Source organism: Spiribacter sp. SSL99 (assembly GCF_009805925.1).
Taxonomy (GTDB): Bacteria; Pseudomonadota; Gammaproteobacteria; order Nitrococcales; family Nitrococcaceae; genus Spiribacter; species Spiribacter roseus.
This window is the reverse complement of record NZ_MAOM01000020.1, coordinates 1-22669: the sequence shown is the minus strand read 5'-3', so window position 1 is coordinate 22669 and position 22669 is coordinate 1. Positions and strand designations below refer to the sequence as shown.

Below are 22669 nucleotides of genomic sequence, written 5' to 3'. Positions count from 1 at the left end.
TCAAGCACGCGCCAACAGCCGATCAGAGCTCCCCCTGACGTGACCGATACCAGCCCGCCCGCGCCCACGATGCGCAACCGAATCAGCCAGCGACTGACCCTTGCCGTGTTCTGGAGCCTCGGCAGACTGCCGCCGCGCATTGCATTTAAATTAGGCGAAACCCTCGGTGGCCTGTTCAATCGACTGCCGACCCAGCGCCGCCACGTCGCGAACCGAAACCTTGAGCTGTGCTTTCCTGAATGGGGACAGGCACAACGCGAGCAGGTCATTCGAGCCAACCTCCGCTACACCGGTCGTGCGGTCGCCGAGACCGCACTCGCCTGGTTTGGCGGACGGGCAGTGGACCAGATCCCCTGCCAGGTCGATGGGCTGGCGCATCTGCAGGCCGCGCAGTCCGACGGGAGGCCGGTGGTCCTGCTCTCGGGCCATTTCCTGTGCGTTGAACTCGCGGCACGGCTGATCGGCCCGCGTATTCGCATGGCTGTCATCTACAAGCCGATGCGCAAAAAACCGCTGATGGATCAGGCGATGCTGCGCAGCCGCTCGCGCACACTGGCCGGCGTGCTGCCGCGGACCGATCTTCGCCAGATTGTCCGGACCCTGAAAAAGGGCATCCCTGTCTGGTACGCCGGCGATCAGGACTACGGCACGCAGAACAGCGAATTCGTCCCCTTCATGGGCGTGCGTACACCCACGACCACCGGACTGATGCGCCTTTGCCGCATGACCAACGCCCGGGTCGTGCCGATGTTCTTCCACGTCAACACGACCGGCGACGGCTACACCGTCTCGCTGGGCCCGGCGATGGACAGGTTCCCCACCGGCAACGACCGCACCGACGCGCAATGGATGAACGCCGTGCTGGAGCGCGGGATTCGCGCCCACCCCGAGCAGTACCTCTGGCTCCACCGGCGCTTCAAACACCCCCCACCGGACGAGCGCCCCGCCTATGCCGACGCCCTGCAAAAACCGCATAACCGGCGTGGGGATCGCTCATGAGCAACCAGCGGGATGACGCCGTGCTGGTGGTGGGCCCCGGCTGGGTGGGCGACATGGTCATGGCGCAGAGCCTTTTCAAAACCCTTCGGCAGCAATCCCCCGAACGCCCGATTGACGTGATCGCACCCACTTGGGGACAGGCACTACTCGAGCGCATGCCCGAAGTGCGCCACACCCTGACACTGCCGGTGGCCCACGGCGAACTGGGGCTGCTCAGGCGTTGGAGATTGGGACAGGCACTAAAACGCCTGCGCCATCGCCAGGCCATCGTGCTGCCACGCTCGGCCAAAGCGGCCCTCGTGCCGTGGCTCGCCCGCATACCGCATCGAACCGGCTACCTGGGAGAGCACCGCTACGGGCTGCTCAACGACATCCGCCCGCTCGACCGTGAGCGCACCTACCGGACAGTGGACCGCTTCGTGTCGTTGGCCGACTTCGAGGGCGGGAAGTTTGGGACAGGCACAATCCAACCGGGCACGACCCAACCCACCCCCGCACTCACCAGCACCGCCACGCAGCAAAAGCGCACGCTCGAGGACCTGGAGATCGCGCCGCGGTTTGGGACGGGCACGATCATCACCCTCTGCCCCGGCGCCGAATACGGTCCGGCTAAGCGCTGGCCGGCCGCGTCGTTTGCCGCACTGGCGCGGCATTATCTGGCCCGTGGCGCAGCGGTCTGGCTGCTCGGCGCAGCCAAAGATGCCGAGATCACCCGCTCGATTGCGCAGGATGCGCCCGGAGCCCTCGATCTTGCCGGGCAGACAACCCTCAGCCAGGCCATTGATCTGTTGGCTGCAAGCACCACGGTGGTCACCAACGATTCGGGGCTGATGCACATCGCAGCCGCCACGCCCACCCGCGTGATCGCCCTGTACGGCTCGTCAGATCCTGAATATACTCCGCCACTTAGCAGGCACGCGCAGATTATCTACCACCACCTCGAGTGCAGCCCCTGCTTTGCCCGAGAGTGTCCGCTGGGACACCTCAATTGCCTGCGCGGCATCTCGCCCGACGAAGTCATCCGGGCCATCGATCACACCGCACCGCCAGTCACGTGATGCAACCAGCCGAGAGCCCTACTCATGCCGACTCGTAACCACTTCCGTAAAACGTACCTCGTCACCGGCGGCGCAGGGTTCATTGGCTCGCACCTGTGTGACCGACTCATCGGCGCCGGTCATGCCGTGCTGTGTGTCGATAACTACCTGACCGGCAGCCGCGACAACATCGCCCATCTGCTCGATGACCCGCATTTCGAAGCGATGCGCCACGACGTGACCTTCCCGTTATTCGTCGAGGTCGATGGCATCTTCAACCTGGCCTGCCCGGCCTCGCCCGTTCACTACCAGCGCGATCCGGTCCAGACCACCAAGACCAGCGTGCACGGTGCGATCAACATGCTGGGACTCGCGAAGCGGCTGAATGTCCCGATCCTTCAGGCCTCCACCAGCGAGGTCTACGGCGACCCGGAGATCCACCCGCAGACCGAGGACTATTGGGGACACGTCAACCCAATCGGCACGCGTGCCTGCTACGACGAGGGCAAACGCTGCGCCGAGACGCTGTTCTTTGACTACCACCGCGAGCACGACCTCGAAATCAAGGTGGCGCGGATCTTCAACACTTACGGCCCGCGCATGCACCCCAATGACGGCCGCGTGGTCTCGAACTTCATCATGCAAGCACTGCGGGGCGAGGACATCACGCTCTACGGCGACGGCGAGCAGACCCGCTCGTTCTGCTATGTGGATGATCTGGTCGAAGGGCTGCTCCGGCTCATGAACACCGATGCCGCGGTGACCGGCCCGGTCAATCTCGGCAACCCCGGCGAGTTCACCATGCGCGAGCTCGCCCGTGCGGTGATCGACGAAACCGGGGCGAAAAGCCAGATGATCCACGCACCGCTGCCCGCCGACGACCCGCGCCAGCGCCAGCCCGACATCAGTCTTGCCCAGCAGACCCTCGAGTGGACGCCAACAGTACCGCTGGTCGACGGCCTGCAGCCGACCGTCGCGTACTTCCGCGATCTCGTCGAACGCGGACTGAGCTAAGTTGAACGACGAGTCGGGAGCAAAAACTTTGGGACAGGCACTATCCTTGTCCGTCGCCATCATCACCAAGGACGAGGAAGCGAACCTGCCGAGGCTGCTCGATAGCCTCGAGCCGCTGCAGCCGGCGGAGGTGGTCGTTGTTGATTCAGGATCGACGGACTCGACAGTCGCCATCGCCCGCGACCACGGCGCCCAGGTCATCGAGACCGACTGGCCGGGGCATGTCGAGCAGAAAAACCGGGCCCTGGCCGCCTGCCATCAACCCTGGATCCTTTCACTCGACGCCGATGAGCCGATCAGCCCCGAATTGGCAGCGAACATACGCAATCTCCTGGAAAAACAGGACCAGGATCAAAAAGCCGGTTATGAGGTAAGCCGTCTCACCTGGTACCTCGGCGACTGGCTGAGGCATGTCTGGTATCCCGAGTGGCGACTTCGACTCGTGAAAAACGGCGCCGCCCAGTGGACCGGCCACAACCCCCACGACCGGCTCGAGGTGGACGGCCCTACCGGCCGGCTCAGCGGCGACATCCATCACTATTCATACGCTGACATCGACGACCACTTCCGCCGCAGCATCGACTACGCCCGGATCGGCGCCGAGGCGCTGGCCGCCCGCGGCAAACCGTTTCGCTGGCACAAGATGATCTTTTCGCCTCTTGCCCGCTTCATCCGCCTGATGATCTTCCGGCAAGGCTGGCGCGACGGTTGGCGCGGCTGGATCATCGCCTGGTCCTCCATGTTCTCGGCGTTTTTGAAATACGCCTTCCTCTACGAAATCGAACGAGGGCGGCGCAACTCTGGCGGCAACTTCGGGACAGGCACAAAACCCGGCACAAAACCCACCCCGACAAGCGACAAGAACAATGGTTAGGGACAGGCACAAATCGGGACACCCACCCAAAGCCCTCATTGCCGCCGGCGGTGGCCATATCACCGAGGTCGAGATGATCAAGGGGCTGCGCGAGGCTGGCGTCGATGCGCACGCCGCCTTTGAATCCTCATCCCCCCACCACGAGGCGTTTGCGCGCGCGGGGGTGCCAACGCGGACACTCGACCTGAAAAACAACGCGGATTTCGCCAAGGCCCGGCAGATCCGCGGGTGGATCAAAGACGAGGGCTTTGACATTGTTCATGGACTGGCCAATCGCCAGGTCGCCAACTTCATCTGGGCCAGCTATGGCCTGCCCAACAAAGTCATCGCCTACCGCGGCGCCGTGGGTCATGTCTCACGCTGGGACCCCACCTGTTACATCAAATGGCTCAACCCCCGCATTGATCGCATCATCTGTGTCTCTCAGGCAGTCGAGCGGGACCTTGCCGACAGCGGTGTTCGTGCCGACAAACTGGTCACCATCTATAAGGGCCACGATCTGAGCTGGTATGACGCGCTGGATGGTCGCGCCGCGCGCGCCGAGGTGAATAAGGAATTCTCGATTCCCGAGCACGCGACTTTAATCGGGATCGCCGCGAATATGCGGCCCGTCAAAGGCGCCGATCTCCTGCTCAACGCCATGCTCGAACTGCCGGACGACGTCCACGCCCTGCTGATCGGCGAGGCGCGCGATCCCCAGCTGAAAACCCTTGCGGCGGACGAACGCCTCGAGGGGCGGGTCCACTTCACAGGTTTTCGGCCTGACGCCCCGCGACTGATCGGCGCGCTGGACATCAACACCGCTCCATCGCGGGGGCGGGAAGGCCTGACCAAGACAGTGATCGAAGGCATGGCCCAGGGCATCCCCGCCGTGGTGTCCACCGCCGGCGGATTACCCGAAATGATCCGGGATGGCGAGACCGGCTACGTGGTTCCCATCGACGACCTGACCGCTCTGCGCGAGCGGATCGCCGCGCTGGTGCAAGACCCTGCCGCGCGGGTCAGGATGGGCCGGAATGCGCGTGCGGATATCCGCCGACGCTTTGATATCAGCGCCACCATCCGCCAGACCGCCGACCTCTATCACGCGCTCCTCGACGCCTGACTTCGTGCCTGTCCCAAACCTCAACCCCGGTAGTAACCCACCAACCGCTCGACGTGCTCCGCGAGGGTGAAGCGGGCGTTCACCCATTCACGGCCGGCAGCGGCGAGTTGAACGCGCAGGTCGGCGTCTGCCACGAGCTCCGCGAGTGCGGCCGTCCAGGCGCCGGGATCTGCCGGGTCGGCGACCCGGCCGCGGTCTTGATCGATCAGCTCAGGGATTGCGCCGGACGCCGCGCCGACCACCGCACAATCCGCCGCCATCGATTCGATCACTGACAGCCCGAAAGCCTCCCTCTCGGACGGGATGCAGGCAATGTCCACCGCCTGCAGGCATGTGGCGAGATCTCGACGAAAACCGGCAAACACCACACGATGAGTGAGACCTTCGCGCTCAACGGTGGCCCGAAGTTCGTCCGCAAATCCACCCGGCCGGGCATCCGCACCACTGGCCTCGCCCACGACAACGCCCTGCCAATGCGGCAAACCTGGCCGCTCATTCAGCCTTCTGAGCGCTTCCACCCATACCAAGTGCCCCTTGCTGCGAGTGACTCGGCCGGGCAGAGCGATAACCACCGCCTGATCATCAACCCCCAGACTGCGGCGCATCTCCCGTCGGCGCTGATCCGACATTGATGCGCCATGCGCCTGCAGATCGATGCCGTAGTACAGCTGCACCAGTCGCTCGGCGGGGACGGGCAGCGCGGCCCGATTCCATTGCTGAGTCGCCTGGCTGATCGAGAACACGCGCCGCGCCTTGGCATAGGCCCAACGGTGATAGAGATCCTTTTTGGGCTTTTTCACCCCCATGTGATCGGTAAAGAACAGCCGTAGCCCTGGACGCCGCTGAGCGAGCAGAGCGGCGACCTGCATGTCGCTCGATTTATGCGCATGGACCACTCGGATATCGTGCCGATCCAGATAGCGCAGAATGCGCGGCAGCTGGAGCAAGGCAGCCGGCCGCGAGCCCACCGTCAACGGCTCCACCCCCACCGCTTTGAATGCGTCCGCCACCCGCGTGCCAGCCAGCGCCATTCCATGGACCGCCCAGCCCTGCCGCTGGAGCTCGGGCGTCACACGGGCGGGATACATCTCCAGGCCTCCCCAGCTTTGGGACAGGCACAAATGCAGCACCCTCAAAGGCACCGATGAATCAGTCACGACGCCCCTCCAGAAAGCACTGGCTGATTGCCGAGGCGGCGGCATCGAGGTCAATGGCGGTCATCTCCGACTCGCCAGCTGTGTCCGGGGGACTGAACGCCAGACGGTGCCGTGGCTGGTTCGTGGTCTGCCAACGCAGCGCGGTGGAAGAATGCCGGCGGGGATAAAAGGCCGCCGTCGGGACGTCGATGGCGCCGGCAATATGCAGCGGCCCCGTCGAGCCGCTCAAAAAGAGATCAGCCGTCGCCAACACCCTAGCGAAGTCGATCAACCCATCGCTCGAGACATGGACAGCCGCCGAATGACCGCGGATCCGGTCGCGGACTGCCCTCGCCTGCGACTCCTCCCCCGGGCCCGCTGTGACAATCACGAACACCGGGCGAGTGCTTGTCAGGCGGTTCAAAAGCCGCGCGAAACCATCCGCCGGCAGAGTACTCGCTGAGCCGCCACTGCCGGGATGGACGATCACCCGCAGGGCCTCCTCGGGAATGCCGTAGGCATGCCCGAGACGACTGGAGGTTTCCGCCAGCACCGACGGCGAAAAGCTTAGATACGGCCCAACCGGCGCATCAGGAACCGACAGCCCATGATCGTCGAGAAAACGCAGAATCAGATCGACGTTATAGGCGTGCTCGGGCTTGATCGACTGGGACCGACGCTGCACCAGGCGATTGTTGAACAACACCTGCGCCAGCTTCGTCGCCGGCGCCAGGCGATACGGCACGCCTGCCCGCCGCACCGCCAGAGCGATACGCCAGGTACTGAACAGCACGATCGCCGCATCAAACCGCCCTTTCCGCACGACATCCGCCAGCTCGGACACGGGCTGCCCACGATCCACCAACACCTCATCCACAACGGGACAGGCACGAGCCATCGGCGCCGCATCTTCGCCCACCAGCACCGTGATATGCGCCGCCGGCAACGCCCGCCGCAGTAGATCAAGCGCCGGCCAGGTCAGCATGAAATCACCGAGCTTATCGGTGCGCGTGACAAGAATGCGGCTGGGCCCCATTACCACCGCTCCCCCGCAATCGCCCGGCGATAACACGCCATCACACCGTCCGCGGTCCGCCTGATGGAGAAATGGGCTTCGACATGGCGCCGGCAGGCCGCCCGGTCAATTTCATTAATGCGGGAAACGGCCTCGCACATGCCCTCGAAGTCCTTAACGACAAACCCGGTAACACCATGTTCAACGATCTCCGAGACCGCACCGCGATCGAAGGCAATAACCGGCGTTCCGCAGGCCATGGCCTCGATGAGCACAAGACCGAACGGTTCCTCCCATCTTATGGGGAATAAAAGCGCCGAGGCATTACCCAACGCCGTCAGTTTCTGCTCGCCCCCCAACACGCCAAGCGCCTTGACTCGCCGCTGAAAAGGCAACCAGCTCTGGGGAATATTGAGCTTGCGGCCACCAATGAGCTTCAGCGTCCGTCCCGTCCGTCGGGCAACGGCCACGGCCGTATCCGCGCCCTTTTTCGAACGCCGTACCTTGCCGAGAAACACGAGGGAGTCAGACGGATGCTCGAAAAAGGGAACAGAGTCGACATCGATCCCGTTATGGACATACACGCTGCCATCATGAAGTGCTGCATGCCGTTGCGAGACGTAGATAGCGTTCGACGTATCAACTGGGCATCCCACATGTGTGCCGCGTACATGGGCGACCGAGGCGAACCCTCTGGAGGACACACCGGGCTGCAACTCCGCGCCCAACGCATGAAAATGGACAACATCGGCTCGGAAGGACTCAATGAGTTGGAGCAAATGACGGTCCCAGCACTCCCGGCAGCCGAGGCGAGCAACACCATCAGCAGAATCATCCGCTACTGTTGCCACCCGCACTTCGTGCCCACTCTCGCTCTGGGCGGTAACCAGACTTGCGAGGGACTGCGGAGCTCCACCTTGATCGGGCTGTGGTGGATAGACACGGTCCGTAACGTGGAGTATGCGCATCTTCCGTGCCCTATGCCCCGACTACCCGGCGGTCGAATTCATCGATGGCCACCGTCCAGCCAGGCCATATAATCCTTCACACCAGCACGAACATCCCTGAATTCGCCGCAATACCCGGCCTCACGTAGCTTCGAGATATCGGCTTGGGTATAGCTCTGATACCGCCCTTCGAGGTGAGCGGGGAAGGGAATATATTCGACCTCGCCTTCCTCAAAGTACTCCGTAACCCCCTGGGCCACATGATTGAACGGCTCCGATCGGCCCGTCCCGCAATTGAACACGCCACTCACCGAAGGGTTATCCAATAGCCACAGATTCACCGCGACGGCATCGTCCACGTGGACGAAGTCCCGACGCTGCTCCCCGTCGCCGTATCCGTCACAGCCCTCGAACAGTTTGACGCGCCCGGTGTCACGCAGCTGCTGACGGTGGTGGTAGGCGACACTGGCCATGCCGCCCTTGTGCTGTTCGCGGGGTCCGTACACGTTGAAATACCGCAGCCCGGCGATCTGGCTCTCGGCCTCTGGCATGAGCTTGGCGACGTACTGGTCAAACAGCGCCTTCGAATAACCGTAGACGTTGAGCGGCCGCTCGCGGCCAATCTGTTCCCTGAAGTCGGTGTCGCCGCCATAAACCGCAGCGGACGAGGCATAGATGAACGGCACGTTATAGAGCAGACACAGGTTAAGCGCCTGTTTTGAGTACTCGAAGTTGTTTTCCATCATGTAACGGCCGTCCCACTCGGTGGTGTCGGAACAGGCACCCAGATGGAACACGGCGTCCACGCGGTGATCGCCACTCTCCGCAAGCCAATCCAGAAACTCATCCTGATCCAGATAGTCCGCGACGCCCGCGTCCCGGATGTTGAAAAACTTCCGCCCATCTGTCAGATCATCAACGACGACGATGTCGTCACGACCCCTCTCGTTGAGCCCATGGACAAGGTTGCTGCCGATAAATCCAGCGCCACCGGTTACAATAATCACTATCGCTCCCTGCTCAATCTATACTTTGATTTAATGTCGCGGACGTTGCCCGCTAGTGGATGTAACAGCCTCATAGACTCTCTTAAGTTCCTCACCCACTCGCTCCCATTGAAAACTTGCGGCATGTTCCTTCGCCTTATCAATCGCATCTGAAGGCATGGACATAGCACGATCAATCCCACTCGCTATACTCTCCAAGGAATGCGTATCGACCAAACATGCATGCCCGCCAGCAACCTCCGCCGTTGCGCCATAAGCTCCGGTAACCACGGGAACTCCTGCCGCCATACCCTCGATCACAGGAAATCCGAAGCCTTCATAATGACTGACGTAAGACACAACGCCCGCGTTTGCATACAGATCCATGAGCGTTCTCTCGCTCAATCGGTCATATATCACCAATCGCTCGGTGGGTAGGAATTTACGGGCCTCATTGAGTTCCTCATCCGGCGGCCTTCCCACTATGACCAGACGCCAACCCATCTCATATACATGGCTCCTATAAAACGCTGCAGCTAGCTGGGAAAAGTTTTTTCTTTTCCCGCCTGAGAACCCTAAAACATAAGAACTGTCCGCTGAGCTTAATTGGGCGGAGGAGAAAAACTCTGGATTAAGCCCATGAGGGATTACAGTGATCGGCTTTGCAACACCAAAAGCATCAACGAGTTCGCGTTTTATGGCAGCCGTCGGGACAACGATGTGCGATGCCTTTCGGCAGGCGTCGATTACTTTCCTCCGCTTTCTCTCAGCGGTGCGAATATTTAAATAGTCAGCATGTATCGCTAAATATAGATCATGAATCGTGACAACGATCGGTCTGCCACCAGACATCGCCGGTACAGTTGTATCTAGACAGTGAATCACATCGAGCCCGTTGTGTCGTTCAACTGGAGAAATCCAGTACCACCGGTATGGAACAGACAATGCGGGCATGAGATGCCGCTTCTTGAACCGGGAGACTTTGAAAAGGCGCGTCAATGAAGCGGTGTTATCCTGCATAAGCCCTGAGACGACGCCGTCCATGTACCGTTGAATCCCGGTCGGATTAGCGGTCAGCGTGGAAGATACCTCAAGGCCTATATTGATCATGCCATACCTCAAAAAGAGCTCATCTCAATCGGCTAATCCAGCTCATACGGATTCGCCCACCCCGCCGGCCGCCGCGAAAACCGCCGATACGTCCACTGATACTGCGCGGGCCGCGCTTCCACCACCCGCTCGATCTCCCGATTCAACGCCGTCGCCGCCACTTCCGGGTCAGGATCCCCCACCGGCTCCGTCACCCGCCGCCAGTGCAGCCGATAGCCGCGTCCCCGCTCAAGGCGCTCCGCCCAGCCAATCACCACCGGCGCATTCGTGCGCTCGGCGAGCTTGCCGAACAATGTCATGGTCTTGGCCGGGCGGCCAAAAAACGGCGCGAACACCCCTTCGCCCGGTGGCGACTGGTCCGGCAGTACGCCCACCGCTTCCCCCGCTTTCAGGGCCTTGAACAATGCCCGGATACCCGAGGGACGGGCCGGCCAGAACACCGCGCCACTGCGCGAGCGGCCTCGGTTGAGCAGGGCCTCGAGTTCTTTCCAGCGCGGCGGACGGTACAGCGCGTTCAGGCGCACGCGCTGGGCAAGCCACATCTGCAGCACCTCCCAGGCGCCATGGTGGGGAGCGATCACGAGCAGTCCCCGCCCCTCGGCAAGGGCTTCGTCAACGACCTCGGCACCCTCCACCGACTCGATCAGCCCCAGCACCCGGGGGACGGGCCATTGCCATGCGGCGGCCAGCTCCACGAGTCCCCGCGCGTTCTCGCGCAGCGCCGAGCGCGCCAGCTGCCGGCGCGCGTCTTGGGACCAGTCCGGGAAACATAGATCGGCGTTGACCCGCGCGACATGCCATTCTTCGCGGCCGAGGCGCTCGGTCAGCCAGGCCGCGGCGTTGCCGAGGCGGTGCAGGGCGGGCAGGGATAGATGGGACAGGGCGCGCAGGGCGGCATCCACCACCCTGGCCCGACCCCGCAAGCGGGCGTTCGTCACGGGGGACGGGGGCGAGTCAGTCACTCCCGGCGATGATGCTCGGCCAATGCCGGGTCATCCGGGTCGAAGTCGCGGATGAAGTATTCCGCACCGCAGTAGTGACACTTGGCATGGCCGGTCTTGTGGATCGGCAGGTACACCCGCGGGTGGCTGTTCCACAGGTACATGCCGGGCATCGGGCAGGACAGCGGGAGGTCGTCCACCGTTACCTCGTAGCGGTTTTCGCTATTCGGCTCGATGAGGTCATTGCGGTCATGGGTCTGTGGATCGGGCACCTCAGCCTCCTCGGTTCAGTTCCGCGCCGGTGTTCAGACGACGCGGGTCAGCCAGTCGTTGTGCGCCTCAGAGCGTCCCTCGACGGCGGCGAAAAAGCGGCTCTGGACGTCGGTGGTGATCGGCCCGCGCCGGCCTTCGCCAATGATGCGGTTGTCGAGCTCGCGGATCGGCGTCACTTCGGCAGCGGTGCCGGTGAAAAACGCTTCGTCGCAGACATAGACCTCGTCGCGGGTGATGCGACGCTCGCGTACTTCATAGCCCGCTTCCCTGGCGATGGTCATGATCGCATCGCGGGTGACGCCGGCCAACGCCGAGTGCAGCTCGGGGGTGTGGATCACGCCGTCGCGCACCATGAACAGGTTCTCGCCCGAGCCTTCGGCGACGAACCCTTCGGGGTCGAGCAGCATGGCCTCGTCGTAGCCGCAGGCGACGGCTTCCTGCAGGGCCATCATGGAGTTGATGTACTGACCATTGGCCTTGGCCCGGCACATGGCGATGTTGACGTGATGGCGGGTGAACGAGGAGGTGCGCACGCGGATGCCGCGCTCCATGTTTTCCTCACCCATGTAAGAGCCCCAGCTCCAGGCCGCCACGATCAGATGGGTCTGCAGGTTATCGGCCCGCAGCCCCATGCTCTCGGCCCCCAGAAAGGCCATGGGCCGGATATAGCCACTCTCGAGCCCGTTCTCGCGCACGGCACTGACGCAGGCCTGGCGGACGGTCTCGGGATCCCAGGGCAGGGTCATGCCAAGGATCTTCGCCGAGTCGAACAGCCGGCGGATATGCTCCGGCAGCCGGAAAATCGCCGGGCCCTGCTGGGTGTTGTAGGCGCGGATGCCTTCGAATACGCCCATGCCGTAGTGCAGCGTATGCGTGAGGACATGCACCTGGGCGTCACGCCAGGGCACCATCTCGCCGTCCATCCAGATCCAGCCGTCCTGTTCGGCCATGCTCATCAGCCGCTCTCCTCAGCGTTTGTCCCTGATCCCGATTCCATCAGTGCATTCCACACGCCGACCACCGCCGTGCGCGATTCTTCCACCGTCTCCGCGGCAACGCGCGCCGATTGCTCCTGAAGGGTCAATCGATGCACAAGGCCACGATAGTGACGGTAGGCGTCGGCCAGAATGCGGGCCTGTTCGGTAGTCAATTCGCCCGCCCGTTCAAGCTCGTCGAGCAGGCGGATATTATCGGTATAGCGCAACACGCCGGCGTATTGCTGTACCCCGGCCAATGTGCCGTATTGAACCATGAATTCAATATCCGCGATACCGCCGCGATCCTGCTTGATATCAAACGCATCGCGGCGTCCCGAGCCCAGTTCGCGGCGCATTCGCTCGCGCATGCGGCGGACCTCCTCACGCAGTTCGTCCCGGCGACGCGGGCGGGTGAGTACCTCGCGGCGCAGCTGACTGAAGCGCTGACGCAGGGATTCGCCACCGGCCACCATGCGCGCCCGCACCAGGGCCTGATGCTCCCAGGTCCAGGCGCGTCCGCGCTGGTATTCGACGAAGGCGTCAAAGCTGGTGGTCAGCAGCCCCGACTGGCCGCTGGGGCGCAGACGGGTGTCGACCTCGTAGAGGATGCCGCCGGGTGTGAGCGTATTGAGGATGTGGATGAAGCGCTGGGCCAGGCGCGAGAAGAACACCGCCGGCTCCACCGGTTTGTCGCCAGTGGTCGCCGACCCCGCGGGCACGGGATCATGCAGGAACACGACATCCAGATCCGAGCCGTACCCCAGCTCCAGCGAACCCAGCTTGCCGTAGGCGATGACCCCGAAATCGGCGACTTCGCCGTCCTCGCGCAGGGGCTCGCCATAGCGCTGGCTCACCTGCCGCCAGGCCAGATGCAGCACGCGCTTGAGGATCACCTCGGCGATGTCGGTGAGGTAGTCGCTCACCAGCATCACGGGGATGGCGCCGGCAAGGTCGGCGGCCGCCACCCGCAGCACCTGTGTCTGCTTGAACTGCCGCAGGATCTCCATCTGCTGCTCGAGATCATCCAAATCGGCGCTCGCCATGCGGTTATCCGCCTCGGCCGCCAGGGCATCCCGGCTCAGCGGGGCGTACAGGCTGCGCGGGTCGAGCAGCTCGTCCAGCAGCATGGGATGGGCGGACAGATACCGGGCGATCCACGGGCTGCTGCCCACCAGCCGCACCAGCTGCGAGATCGCCATGGGATGCTCATTGAGCAGCGCCAGATAGGCGGTGCGCCGGACGATGCCATCGAGCAGGGTCAACAGGCGGTTGAGCGAGGCGTCGGGCGAGTCGGTGCCCTGGATCGCCGCCAGCAACATGGGCATCAGCCGGTCGAGGCGTTTCCGCCCCTGCTCGGACAGGGCGCGGACGCGGGCGCCGTCACGGAAACGCTCGAGCAGGGTCAATGCACTGGCGGGATCGCTGTATCCGGCCGCCGCCAGGATCTCGCGCGCGACGTCGGCATCCACCGCGTCATGCCAGATATCGGCAAAATCGGGGGCTTCGGTGACTTCTGCTTCGTCCTCCTGCTGCGGCGCCACGAAGACCTGATCGAAATGGCCCTGAACCCGCTGTCGCCAGCCATCGAGCTCGCGCCGCAGTCCGCTCCAGTCAGCCGCGCCCATGGCCAGCACCAGCCGCGCGCGGTCGACGTCATCGGTGGGCAGATCGTGTGCCTGGCGGTCATGCAGGGCCTGGATGCGGTTTTCGATGCGCCGCAGGTAGCGATAGGCATCGGTCAGATCCTGCTGGGCATGCTCGGGGATGAGCGCCTGCTCGCACAGATAGGCCAGCACGGGTTGCAGGCTGCGCTGGCGCAGCGAGGGCTCCTGCCCACCCCGGATCAGCTGGAACGCCTGGGCGATGAATTCCACCTCGCGGATGCCGCCGCGGCCGAGTTTGACGTTGTCCGACAGCCGCCGGCGCCGGACCTCACGGGTGATCATGGCTTTCATCGAGCGCAGCGACTCGAGCGCGCCATAGTCCAGATAACGCCGGTAGACGAATGGCGAGAGCATCTCGAGAAGTGCCTGTCCCGATGTTTGATCCCCCGCGACGACCCGCGCCTTGATCAACGCGTAGCGCTCCCATTCCCGCCCCTGCTCGAGGAAGTAGAGCTCCATGGCCGGCACGCTCATCGCCAGCGGGCCGCTGTCGCCGTAGGGGCGCAGGCGCATGTCCACGCGAAAGCACTGGCCATCCGGCGTCTGCTGATCCAGGGCGGCAATCAGCGAGCGGCCGAGGCGCAGGAAGAACTGCTCGTTGGCCCGCGGGTTGGCGGCATCGGTAAAGCCCGGCTCGGGAAAGGCGAAGATCAGATCGATATCGGATGAGAAATTGAGCTCGCGCCCGCCCAGTTTGCCCATGCCCAGCACGATCATCTGCTGGGCATTGCCGGCGCTGTCCCGGGGCGTGCCGATCTGCGCGCACAGCCGCGGGTAGAGCCACGCCAGCGCTTCGTCGATGATGACGTCGGCCAGCTCAGAGAGGTCCGCGAGCACTTCGTCCAGCTCACAGCGCCCGGCCAGATCGCGCCAGGCGATGCGCAGCATTTCGCGTTCGCGAAAGCGTCGCAGCGCTTGATGGAAAGCGGCCTCATCATCCACCACCGCCAGCCGTGCCTGCAGGCGGTCCCGGAACCCACCGGGCGGATAGGCCTGTTGCAGATCGCCGCTGTCGCACAGGTCGACCAGCACGCCGATGTCACGCACACAGACCCGGGCGGCAAAGTCGCTCATCGCCCAGATGCGCGGCAGTTCGGCAAGGATGCGATCGTCGGCGGGAAGGACGGCCTCCGCCGGGAGCCTTTCCAGCGCCGTGGAAACCGGCGCGACCAGCGGCTCGGGCAGGGTGTCCAGCGCGGCACTCAGCGCGGTTGGCAGCGTATCGGTATGCATGGGCTTACTTTAACCCACAAAAAAGCCCCGCCGAAGCGGGGCTTTGCTGGCAATCCGGCCCGCGGAGCAGGCCGGTGGGCCGTCGGGGGCTGATTACATCATGCCGCCCATTCCGCCCATGCCACCCATGCCGTCCATGCCGGCGCCACCGCCGTCATCCTTTTCCTCAGGATGGTCGGCGATCATGGCCTCGGTGGTGATCATGAGGCCGGACACCGAAGCGGCGTTCTGCAGCGCCGTGCGGGTGACCTTGGTCGGGTCGAGGATGCCCATCTCGACCATGTCACCGTAGACCTCGGTCTGGGCGTTGTAGCCGTAGTTGCCCTCACCGGACTGCACGTTGTTCACGACCACCGAGGAGTCCTCGCCGCAGTTGTAAACAATCTGGCGCAGCGGCTCCTGCAGGGCGCGACGGACGATGCCCACGCCCACGTCCTGGTCGTGGTTGTCGCCGGTCAGGCCCTCGAGGCCCTTGAGCACGCGCAGAAGCGCCACACCACCGCCGGGCACGATGCCCTCTTCGACGGCCGCACGGGTCGCGTGCAGGGCGTCTTCGACGCGGGCCTTCTTCTCTTTCATCTCGATCTCGGAACCGGCACCGACCTTGATCACGGCGACGCCGCCGGCGAGCTTGGCGACCCGCTCCTGCAGCTTCTCGCGATCGTAGTCGCTGGTGGAGTCCTCGATCTGCGCGCGGATCTGGTCGACGCGGGACTTGATCTCGTCGGCACGGCCGCCGCCGTTGACCACCGTGGTCTCTTCCTTGGAGACGTTGATCTTCTTGGCGGTGCCCAGGTCTTCCAGGGTGGCCTTCTCGAGGGTCAGGCCGACCTCTTCCGAGATCACCGTACCGCCGGTGAGGACCGCGATGTCCTGGAGCATGGCCTTGCGCCGGTCACCGAAGCCCGGGGCCTTGACCGCAGCCACCTTGACGATGCCGCGCATGCTGTTGACCACCAGCGTGGCCAGCGCTTCGCCCTCGATGTCCTCGGCGATGATCAGCAGCGGGCGGCTCGACTTGGCCACACTCTCGAGCAGCGGCAGCAGATCACGGATGTTCGAGATCTTCTTGTCGCAGATGAGGATATAGGGATCCTCGAGCTCGGCGGCCATGCTCTGCTGGTTGTTGATGAAGTAGGGGCTGAGATAACCGCGGTCGAACTGCATGCCTTCGACGACATCCAGCTCGTTGTCGAGGCCGCTGCCCTCTTCAACGGTGATGACGCCTTCCTTGCCGACCTTCTTCATGGCGTCGGCAATGATCTCGCCGACTTCCTGATCGGAGTTGGCCGAGATGGCGCCGACCTGGGCGATGGCGGTGTCGGTCTCGCAGGGCTTCGACAGGTTGTGAAGCTCCTTGACCGCCGCCTCGACGCCCTTGTCGATGCCGCGCTTGAGGTCCATCGGGTTCATGCCCGCGGCGACGGCCTTCATGCCCTCGCGGACGATGCCCTGGGCCAGCACGGTGGCGGTGGTGGTGCCGTCACCGGCGGCGTCGGAGGTCTGCGAGGAGACTTCCTTGACCATCTGGGCACCCATGTTCTCGAACTTGTCCTGAAGCTCGATCTCCTTGGCGACGGACACACCGTCCTTGGTCACCGTCGGGGCGCCGAAGGACTTGTCCAGCACCACGTTGCGGCCGCGCGGCCCCAGGGTTGCCTTGACCGCGCTGGCCAGCGTGTTCACACCCGCGACCATGCGATGGCGGGCATCATCACCAAAACGTACGTCTTTAGCTGCCATTCTTCTGTTTCCTCTTGATTCTGTTACTGACGGATCCGGCGTCGGTGAGGGGCGTTCAGCCCTCGATCACCGCCATGACGTCGTCCTCGCGCATGACGAGCACGTCTTCCTCACCGACCTTGACCTCGGTCCCGGAGAACTTGCCGAACAGCACCTTGTCGCCGACCTTGATGTCGAGCGGGCGGACATCGCCATTGTCGAGGCGCTTGCCGCTGCCGACGGCGACCACTTCGCCGCGGATCGGCTTTTCAGCGGCGGTATCGGGAATGACGATCCCCCCGGGGGTTGTGCGCTCTTCTTCCAGACGTTTGACGACCACGCGATCGTGTAGCGGGCGAAGATTCATTGATTGATCTCCCTGCGGTTGGTTGTTGTTGAACCGGGACTGCCTTGTTAGCACTCCCAATCGTTGAGTGCTAATGATAGTGACGAAACTCGGCTCGTCAAGATCCATTGGAGATTTGGAGGCAGCGGTGCTAAGATTCAAGGCATACCGCCGATCGGCCCGCACAGGATCTGCATGAGTAATACCCGGACCCGACAACTCGCCCTGGCCATGGGCCTGTGGCTGCTCGCGGCTATGACGCCCGCCACGGCCCAGTCGAGCCTTGGCGATCTGTTTGGTGATGGCGGATCATCCGGGTCGACCCTGCCGGTGCAGGAGGCGTTCGCGATCGATGTGCAGGCCGACGGGGACGGCCCGGCATCGATCCGCATCGACATCGCCGATGGCTATTACCTGTACCGCGACAGCGTCAGCGCGACGCACCTCGGCGCCGATGGCGACGGCGGCGCCGCCAGGGACAACGGCGAGTCCCTGGCCCTGGCCTTTCCCGACGGACCGATCCACGAGGACGAGTTCTTCGGCCGTCAGCCGATCTACCGCCAGCCCGTAGAGATCCCGCTGACCGGTGACGCGCCGGTCAGTGCTGGCACATCCATCGCGATCACCTTCCAGGGCTGTTCCGACGCCGGCGTCTGCTATCCGCCCTATCGCGCAACCGGTCAGGTCGGCGATGCGGCGCTGGACTACACCATCAATCCTCAGGCCGTGCGTCTGGAAGCCGGGTCATCGAGCACCGCATCGGGCGAGACACCCACGGCCAGCTCCCGCGAGGCGCCGGCCGGTGCCGGCGGCGGCGAGGCGGGCCGACTCGAGGGGCTGCTCAACACCGCCAGCCTGCCCGCCATCCTTGCCGGCTTTTTCGCCGCCGGGCTGCTGCTCGCCTTTACCGCCTGCCTGTACCCGATGATCCCGATCCTCTCGGGACTGATCGCCGGCGACCCCCATCGCAGCGGCAGTCTGCGCGCGCTGACACTGTCCCTGGTGTATGTCGAGTCCACCGCGATCACCTACGCCCTGGCCGGAGTGGCCGCCGGCATGACCGGCGCCGCGGTCCAGGCCGATCTGCAGTCGCCCTGGGTGCTGGGCAGTTTTGCCGCCGTGTTTGTCGTCCTGGCGCTGGGCATGTTCGGGGCCTTCGAGCTGCGCCTGCCCACGGCCCTGCAGACCCGCCTGACGGCACTGTCCAATCGCCAGCGTGGCGGCACCGTTCTGGGCGTCGCGCTCATGGGCGTGCTCTCGACCCTGATCGTCGGCGCCTGCTCCGGCCCGGCGCTGATCGCGGCGCTGGTGTTCATCGGCAGCACCGGCGACGCCTGGCTGGGTGGGCTGGCCCTGTTCACCCTGGCCAACGGCATGGGACTGCCGCTGCTGCTGATCGGCACGGCGGCCGGCCGCTGGCTGCCCAGGAGCGGGCCGTGGATGAACGTCGTCCGCGCGATCTTTGGGGTGGGCTTTCTGGCCGTGGCGCTGTGGACACTCGAGCGCTTCCTGCCCGGCACCGTCACCCTGGCGCTCTGGGGGCTGCTGCTGATTGGCTGCGGTGTCTGGCTGGGCGGACTCGAGCGCAGCGATGGCACCGCGGGTAACCGCCAGCGCGCGGCCCGCACGCTGGGACTGGCGGCATTGATCTGGGGGACGGTCAGCCTGATCGGTGCCGCCGCGGGCGGCGACAATGTCATGCGACCACTGGCGGGCCTTGCCCTGTCCGGCGGCGCCAGCGAACAGTCGCAGGCCATGACATTCCGCGACATCGACAGCGTCGATGACCTGGAATCGGCGCTGGCGGAGGCGCGCGCCGCCGACCGACCGGTCATGATCGACATCTACGCCGACTGGTGCGTCTACTGCGTCCAGCTCGAGGAGCGCACATTCACCGACCCCGCGGTCCAGGACGCGGTGGCCGACGCCGTGCGGCTGCGCGCCGATGTCACCGACATGGCGCCGCGCCATCGCCGGCTGATGGACCGGCTGGATGTCTATCTGCCGCCGGCGATCATCTTCTACGGCCCCCAGGGCAATGAACGCCGCGACGCACGGGTGGTGGGCTTTCTGCGCCCGCAACCGTTCATCGAGCGGGCGCGCAGCGGTCTTGCCGGGCTGAGCGGATGAGCGCCGGCGTGCGCACGGCATTGACGGTGCTGATGGCGGCACTGATCGGCGCCGGCGGCGGTATTCTGGCGGTGCTGTGGCTACAGGGCTCGGGCGAGTCCGAGACCACCCGCCCGGCCTTCAGCCTGGAAATGCTCGACGACGGACCGCGTAGCATCGAGGAATGGGACGGCGAGGTGATCGTCCTCAACTTCTGGGCGACCTGGTGCGCGCCCTGCCGCGAGGAAATCCCCCTGTTCTCGCGCCTCGACCAGGCCTTCTCGGCCCGGGGCGTGCAGTTTCTGGGCGTGGCCATCGACGACCCCGAAGCCATCCGCGGGTTTCTTGCCAACGTCGAAATGGGCTATCCCAGCTTCTACGGCATGGAGTCGGCGATCGACGTGGCGGCCGACTACGGCAACCCGCGCGGCACGCTGCCCTACACCGTGGTCATCGATCGTGACGGCACCATCGTCGAGCGCTTCAGCGGCCAGATTCACGAGCCGGATCTGCGCCCGGTCCTGAACGATCTCACGGACACACAGGGGTGATCTGCGCCGATCCCGACGCCATCGGCGCCGACGATGGACAAAAAACGGCGGCTGGGCGAAAATTGCGGTATATGATCAATGGTGAGTCTCGGTCATGACGCGGTTACTGGTGCTCCACGGCCCCAACCTGAACATGCTGGGGGTGCGTGAACCGGGGCTTTATGGCTCATCCAGCCTCGAGGCCATCAACACCCGGCTGGAGGCCGTCGCCCACGCCGCGGGGGTTACCCTCGAGTGCCGCCAGAGCAATGCCGAGCATGACCTTGTCGACGCGATCCAACAGGCCCCAGCCCACGGCGTCGACGGCATCATCATCAACCCGGCCGCCTTTACGCATACCAGCGTGGCGCTGCGCGATGCGCTGCTGGCGGTGGGACTGCCTTTCATCGAGGTGCACCTGTCCAACATCCACGCCCGTGAGGCGTTCCGCCAGCACTCGTATCTGTCGGACATCGCCACCGGCGTGATCGCCGGGCTGGGCCCCATGGGTTATGAGCTCGCCCTCACCGCCCTGCTTGAAACCATCGAACGGAACTGACCCACCATGGACATTCGCAAGATTAAACGCCTGATCGAGCTGCTGGACGAGTCCGGCGTCAACGAGATCGAGATCCACGAGGGCGAGGAAAGCGTGCGCATCAACCGTGGTGTCACCCAGGTGGCGGCGCCGGCGGCCGCGGCCCCACCGCCCGCACCGGCGGCACCCACCGCGCCGGAACCGGCCGCGGCCGAGCCCGCCGCCCCCGAACCCAGCGGGCATACCGTGCGCTCGCCGATGGTGGGCACCTTCTACCGGGCCTCCTCCCCCGACGCCAGTGCGTTTGTCGAGGAAGGCCAGGCGGTGGGCGCCGGCGACACGCTCTGCATCATCGAGGCCATGAAGATGCTCAATCAGATCGAATCCGACCGCGCCGGCGTTGTCCGGAGCATTCTGGTCGAGAATGGGCAGCCGGTGGAGTTTGACCAGCCGCTGTTCATCATCGAGTAGGGGCGCGGCATGATCGACAAGGTCCTCATCGCCAACCGCGGGGAAATCGCCCTGCGCATCCTGCGCGCCTGCCGGGCACTCGGCATTGGCACAGTCGCGGTCCACTCCACCGCCGACCGCGATCTCAAGCACGTGCGCCTGGCCGACGAGTCGGTGTGCATCGGCGCGGCCAGCTCGGCGGAGAGCTATCTGAACATCCCCGCCATCATCAGCGCCGCAGAACTCACCGACGCGGTGGCCATCCACCCCGGCTACGGCTTTCTGGCGGAGAACGCCGACTTTGCCGAGCGTGTCGAGCAGTCCGGGTTCCGGTTCATCGGCCCGCGCCCCGAGACCATTCGCCTGATGGGCGACAAGGTCTCGGCCATTGAATCCATGAAGGCCGCGGGCGTGCCCTGCGTGCCCGGCTCGGATGGCGAACTGGGCGACGACGACGCCGAGAACCTGCGCCTGGCCCACGACATCGGCTTTCCGGTGATCATCAAGGCCGCGGCCGGCGGTGGCGGTCGGGGCATGCGCGTGGTCCACAGCGAAGGCGGGCTGCTGCATGCCATCGCCATGACCCGTACCGAGGCCAGCAACGCCTTTGGCAGCAGCACGGTGTACATGGAGAAGTACCTGGACAATCCCCGCCATATCGAAATCCAGGTCATGGCGGATGAGTCCGGTCATGCGGTGCACCTGGGCGAGCGCGACTGCTCGATGCAGCGCCGCCATCAGAAGGTCATCGAGGAAAGCCCCGCGCCAGGCATCAGTGACGAGGAGCGGGCCGCCATTGGCGAGCGCTGCGCCCGCGCCTGCGAGCGGCTGGGCTATCGCGGCGCGGGGACGTTCGAGTTCCTCTACCAGGACGGCGAGTTCTACTTCATCGAGATGAACACCCGCATCCAGGTCGAGCACCCCGTGACGGAAATGGTGACCGGCCGCGACCTGGTGGCCGAGCAGATCCTGATCGCCGGAGGCGCGCCGCTGTCCTTCGCCCAGTCCGACATCGAGTTCCGCGGCCACGCCATCGAGTGCCGGATCAATGCCGAGGACCCGGTGCGGTTCGTCCCCTCACCGGGCCAGATCACCGTCTACCACGCCCCCGGCGGCCCCGGCGTGCGGGTGGACTCGCATGTCTACAGTGGCTATCACGTGCCCCCCCACTACGACTCCATGATCGGCAAGGTCATCACCTGGGGGGCCGATCGACCGAGCGCCATCGCCCGCATGCGCACGGCGCTGAGCGAGCTGGTGATCGAGGGCATCACCGACAACACCGCCCTGCACGAAGACCTGCTCACCGATCGCGGCTTCGAGGAAGGGGGCACCAACATCCACTACCTCGAGCACAAGCTCGGACTGTCGTAAGGGCTCAGCCCGACAGCAGCAGCCGCAGCCCGACGATCACCAGAAAGCCGGCAAAGATCCGCCGCAGCCAGACCGCCGGGATGCGGCTCGCGACCCGCGCGCCCACGGGGGCGAGGAACACGCTGGCCACGGTGATCCCGCCCACCGCCGGCCAGTAGATATAACCAGTGCTCAGCGCCGGCAGGCGATCCTCGCCGGTGCCGGCGACGATGAAGCCGATGCTGCCGGCCAGCGCGATGCTCACCCCCGCCGCCGCCGATGTGCCCACCGCCTGACGCATGGCCACCCC

Annotated in this window: 22 protein-coding genes; 10 read left to right on the top strand and 12 right to left on the bottom strand. The window is 64.6% G+C overall.

The window, feature by feature from the left end:
• Nucleotides 1-39: 39 nt before the first annotated feature.
• The 5 genes from BA899_RS08380 to BA899_RS08360 are packed head-to-tail and all read left to right on the top strand — an operon-like array spanning nt 40 to nt 5029.
• On the top strand, nt 40-999 hold the full coding sequence (locus BA899_RS08380) for a lysophospholipid acyltransferase family protein (protein WP_235012738.1): 960 nt from the start codon (nt 40-42) through the stop codon (nt 997-999).
• Complete coding sequence (gene waaF, locus BA899_RS08375; protein ID WP_159300331.1) at nt 996-2057, top strand: lipopolysaccharide heptosyltransferase II; 1062 nt, start codon at nt 996-998, stop codon at nt 2055-2057. Before BA899_RS08380 ends, waaF begins: the two co-directional genes overlap by 4 nt.
• Before the next feature lie 24 nt (nt 2058-2081).
• Nucleotides 2082-3050: a UDP-glucuronic acid decarboxylase family protein gene (locus tag BA899_RS08370; protein ID WP_159300330.1), complete on the top strand. Its 969-nt coding sequence runs from the start codon at nt 2082-2084 to the stop codon at nt 3048-3050.
• A 46-nt stretch (nt 3051-3096) separates the two neighbouring features.
• Complete coding sequence (locus tag BA899_RS08365) at nt 3097-3924, top strand: glycosyltransferase family 2 protein (protein ID WP_200833081.1); 828 nt, start codon at nt 3097-3099, stop codon at nt 3922-3924.
• Nucleotides 3917-5029, top strand: a complete 1113-nt coding sequence (locus BA899_RS08360) for a glycosyltransferase family 4 protein (RefSeq protein ID WP_110882305.1) — start codon at nt 3917-3919, stop codon at nt 5027-5029. The genes BA899_RS08365 and BA899_RS08360 overlap by 8 nt, the downstream gene beginning before the upstream one ends.
• A gap of 20 nt (nt 5030-5049) precedes the next feature.
• Here the strand turns inward: BA899_RS08360 and BA899_RS08355 are convergent, their stop codons facing one another.
• The 11 genes from BA899_RS08355 to BA899_RS08305 all read right to left on the bottom strand — a co-directional run bounded on the left by BA899_RS08355 (nt 5050) and on the right by BA899_RS08305 (nt 17400).
• Nucleotides 5050-6159, bottom strand: a complete 1110-nt coding sequence (locus tag BA899_RS08355) for a glycosyltransferase family 4 protein (RefSeq protein WP_370456337.1) — start codon at nt 6157-6159, stop codon at nt 5050-5052.
• A gap of 19 nt (nt 6160-6178) precedes the next feature.
• Nucleotides 6179-7201: a glycosyltransferase family 9 protein gene (locus BA899_RS08350; RefSeq protein ID WP_159300327.1), complete on the bottom strand. Its 1023-nt coding sequence runs from the start codon at nt 7199-7201 to the stop codon at nt 6179-6181.
• Entirely contained in the window at nt 7201-8031 is an 831-nt protein-coding gene (locus tag BA899_RS08345) for a glycosyltransferase (RefSeq protein WP_159300326.1), read from the bottom strand. Before BA899_RS08345 ends, BA899_RS08350 begins: the two co-directional genes overlap by 1 nt.
• 155 nt (nt 8032-8186) lie before the next feature.
• Entirely contained in the window at nt 8187-9134 is a 948-nt protein-coding gene (gene rfaD / locus BA899_RS08340) for an ADP-glyceromanno-heptose 6-epimerase (protein WP_159300325.1), read from the bottom strand.
• Between the two features lie 30 nt (nt 9135-9164).
• The gene (locus BA899_RS08335) at nt 9165-10223 is read right to left on the bottom strand and encodes a glycosyltransferase family 1 protein (protein WP_159300324.1); all 1059 of its coding nucleotides are present in this window, start codon (nt 10221-10223) and stop codon (nt 9165-9167) included.
• A gap of 32 nt (nt 10224-10255) precedes the next feature.
• The gene (locus tag BA899_RS08330; RefSeq protein ID WP_235013338.1) at nt 10256-11161 is read right to left on the bottom strand and encodes a lysophospholipid acyltransferase family protein; all 906 of its coding nucleotides are present in this window, start codon (nt 11159-11161) and stop codon (nt 10256-10258) included.
• Between the two features lie 20 nt (nt 11162-11181).
• Nucleotides 11182-11436: a zinc-finger domain-containing protein gene (locus BA899_RS08325; RefSeq protein WP_144346947.1), complete on the bottom strand. Its 255-nt coding sequence runs from the start codon at nt 11434-11436 to the stop codon at nt 11182-11184.
• Nucleotides 11437-11469: 33 nt separating this feature from the next.
• Nucleotides 11470-12393, bottom strand: a complete 924-nt coding sequence (locus tag BA899_RS08320) for a branched-chain amino acid transaminase (protein WP_148122645.1) — start codon at nt 12391-12393, stop codon at nt 11470-11472.
• Entirely contained in the window at nt 12393-15311 is a 2919-nt protein-coding gene (gene glnE, locus BA899_RS08315) for a bifunctional [glutamate--ammonia ligase]-adenylyl-L-tyrosine phosphorylase/[glutamate--ammonia-ligase] adenylyltransferase (protein ID WP_148122644.1), read from the bottom strand. The genes BA899_RS08320 and glnE overlap by 1 nt, the downstream gene beginning before the upstream one ends.
• A gap of 93 nt (nt 15312-15404) precedes the next feature.
• Nucleotides 15405-17054: a chaperonin GroEL gene (gene groL, locus BA899_RS08310; RefSeq protein WP_144346945.1), complete on the bottom strand. Its 1650-nt coding sequence runs from the start codon at nt 17052-17054 to the stop codon at nt 15405-15407.
• 55 nt (nt 17055-17109) lie between these two features.
• Nucleotides 17110-17400, bottom strand: a complete 291-nt coding sequence (locus BA899_RS08305) for a co-chaperone GroES (RefSeq protein ID WP_110882295.1) — start codon at nt 17398-17400, stop codon at nt 17110-17112.
• A 174-nt stretch (nt 17401-17574) separates the two neighbouring features.
• Here BA899_RS08305 and dsbD point away from each other — a divergent pair, with 174 nt between their 5' ends.
• The 5 genes from dsbD (at nt 17575) to accC (ending at nt 22380) form a co-directional block, all read left to right on the top strand.
• Complete coding sequence (gene dsbD, locus BA899_RS08300; RefSeq protein ID WP_159300323.1) at nt 17575-19509, top strand: protein-disulfide reductase DsbD; 1935 nt, start codon at nt 17575-17577, stop codon at nt 19507-19509.
• Nucleotides 19506-20039, top strand: a complete 534-nt coding sequence (locus BA899_RS08295; RefSeq protein WP_144346943.1) for a TlpA disulfide reductase family protein — start codon at nt 19506-19508, stop codon at nt 20037-20039. Before dsbD ends, BA899_RS08295 begins: the two co-directional genes overlap by 4 nt.
• A gap of 94 nt (nt 20040-20133) precedes the next feature.
• Nucleotides 20134-20577, top strand: a complete 444-nt coding sequence (gene aroQ / locus BA899_RS08290; RefSeq protein ID WP_144346942.1) for a type II 3-dehydroquinate dehydratase — start codon at nt 20134-20136, stop codon at nt 20575-20577.
• 6 nt (nt 20578-20583) lie between these two features.
• On the top strand, nt 20584-21027 hold the full coding sequence (accB, locus tag BA899_RS08285) for an acetyl-CoA carboxylase biotin carboxyl carrier protein (protein ID WP_144346941.1): 444 nt from the start codon (nt 20584-20586) through the stop codon (nt 21025-21027).
• Nucleotides 21028-21036: 9 nt separating this feature from the next.
• Complete coding sequence (gene accC, locus BA899_RS08280; RefSeq protein ID WP_159300322.1) at nt 21037-22380, top strand: acetyl-CoA carboxylase biotin carboxylase subunit; 1344 nt, start codon at nt 21037-21039, stop codon at nt 22378-22380.
• 4 nt (nt 22381-22384) lie between these two features.
• On the opposite strand, the gene BA899_RS08275 is transcribed toward accC, so the two are convergent.
• The coding region (locus BA899_RS08275) for a sulfite exporter TauE/SafE family protein (RefSeq protein ID WP_159300321.1) at nt 22385-22669 on the bottom strand (285 nt) is incomplete at its 5' end.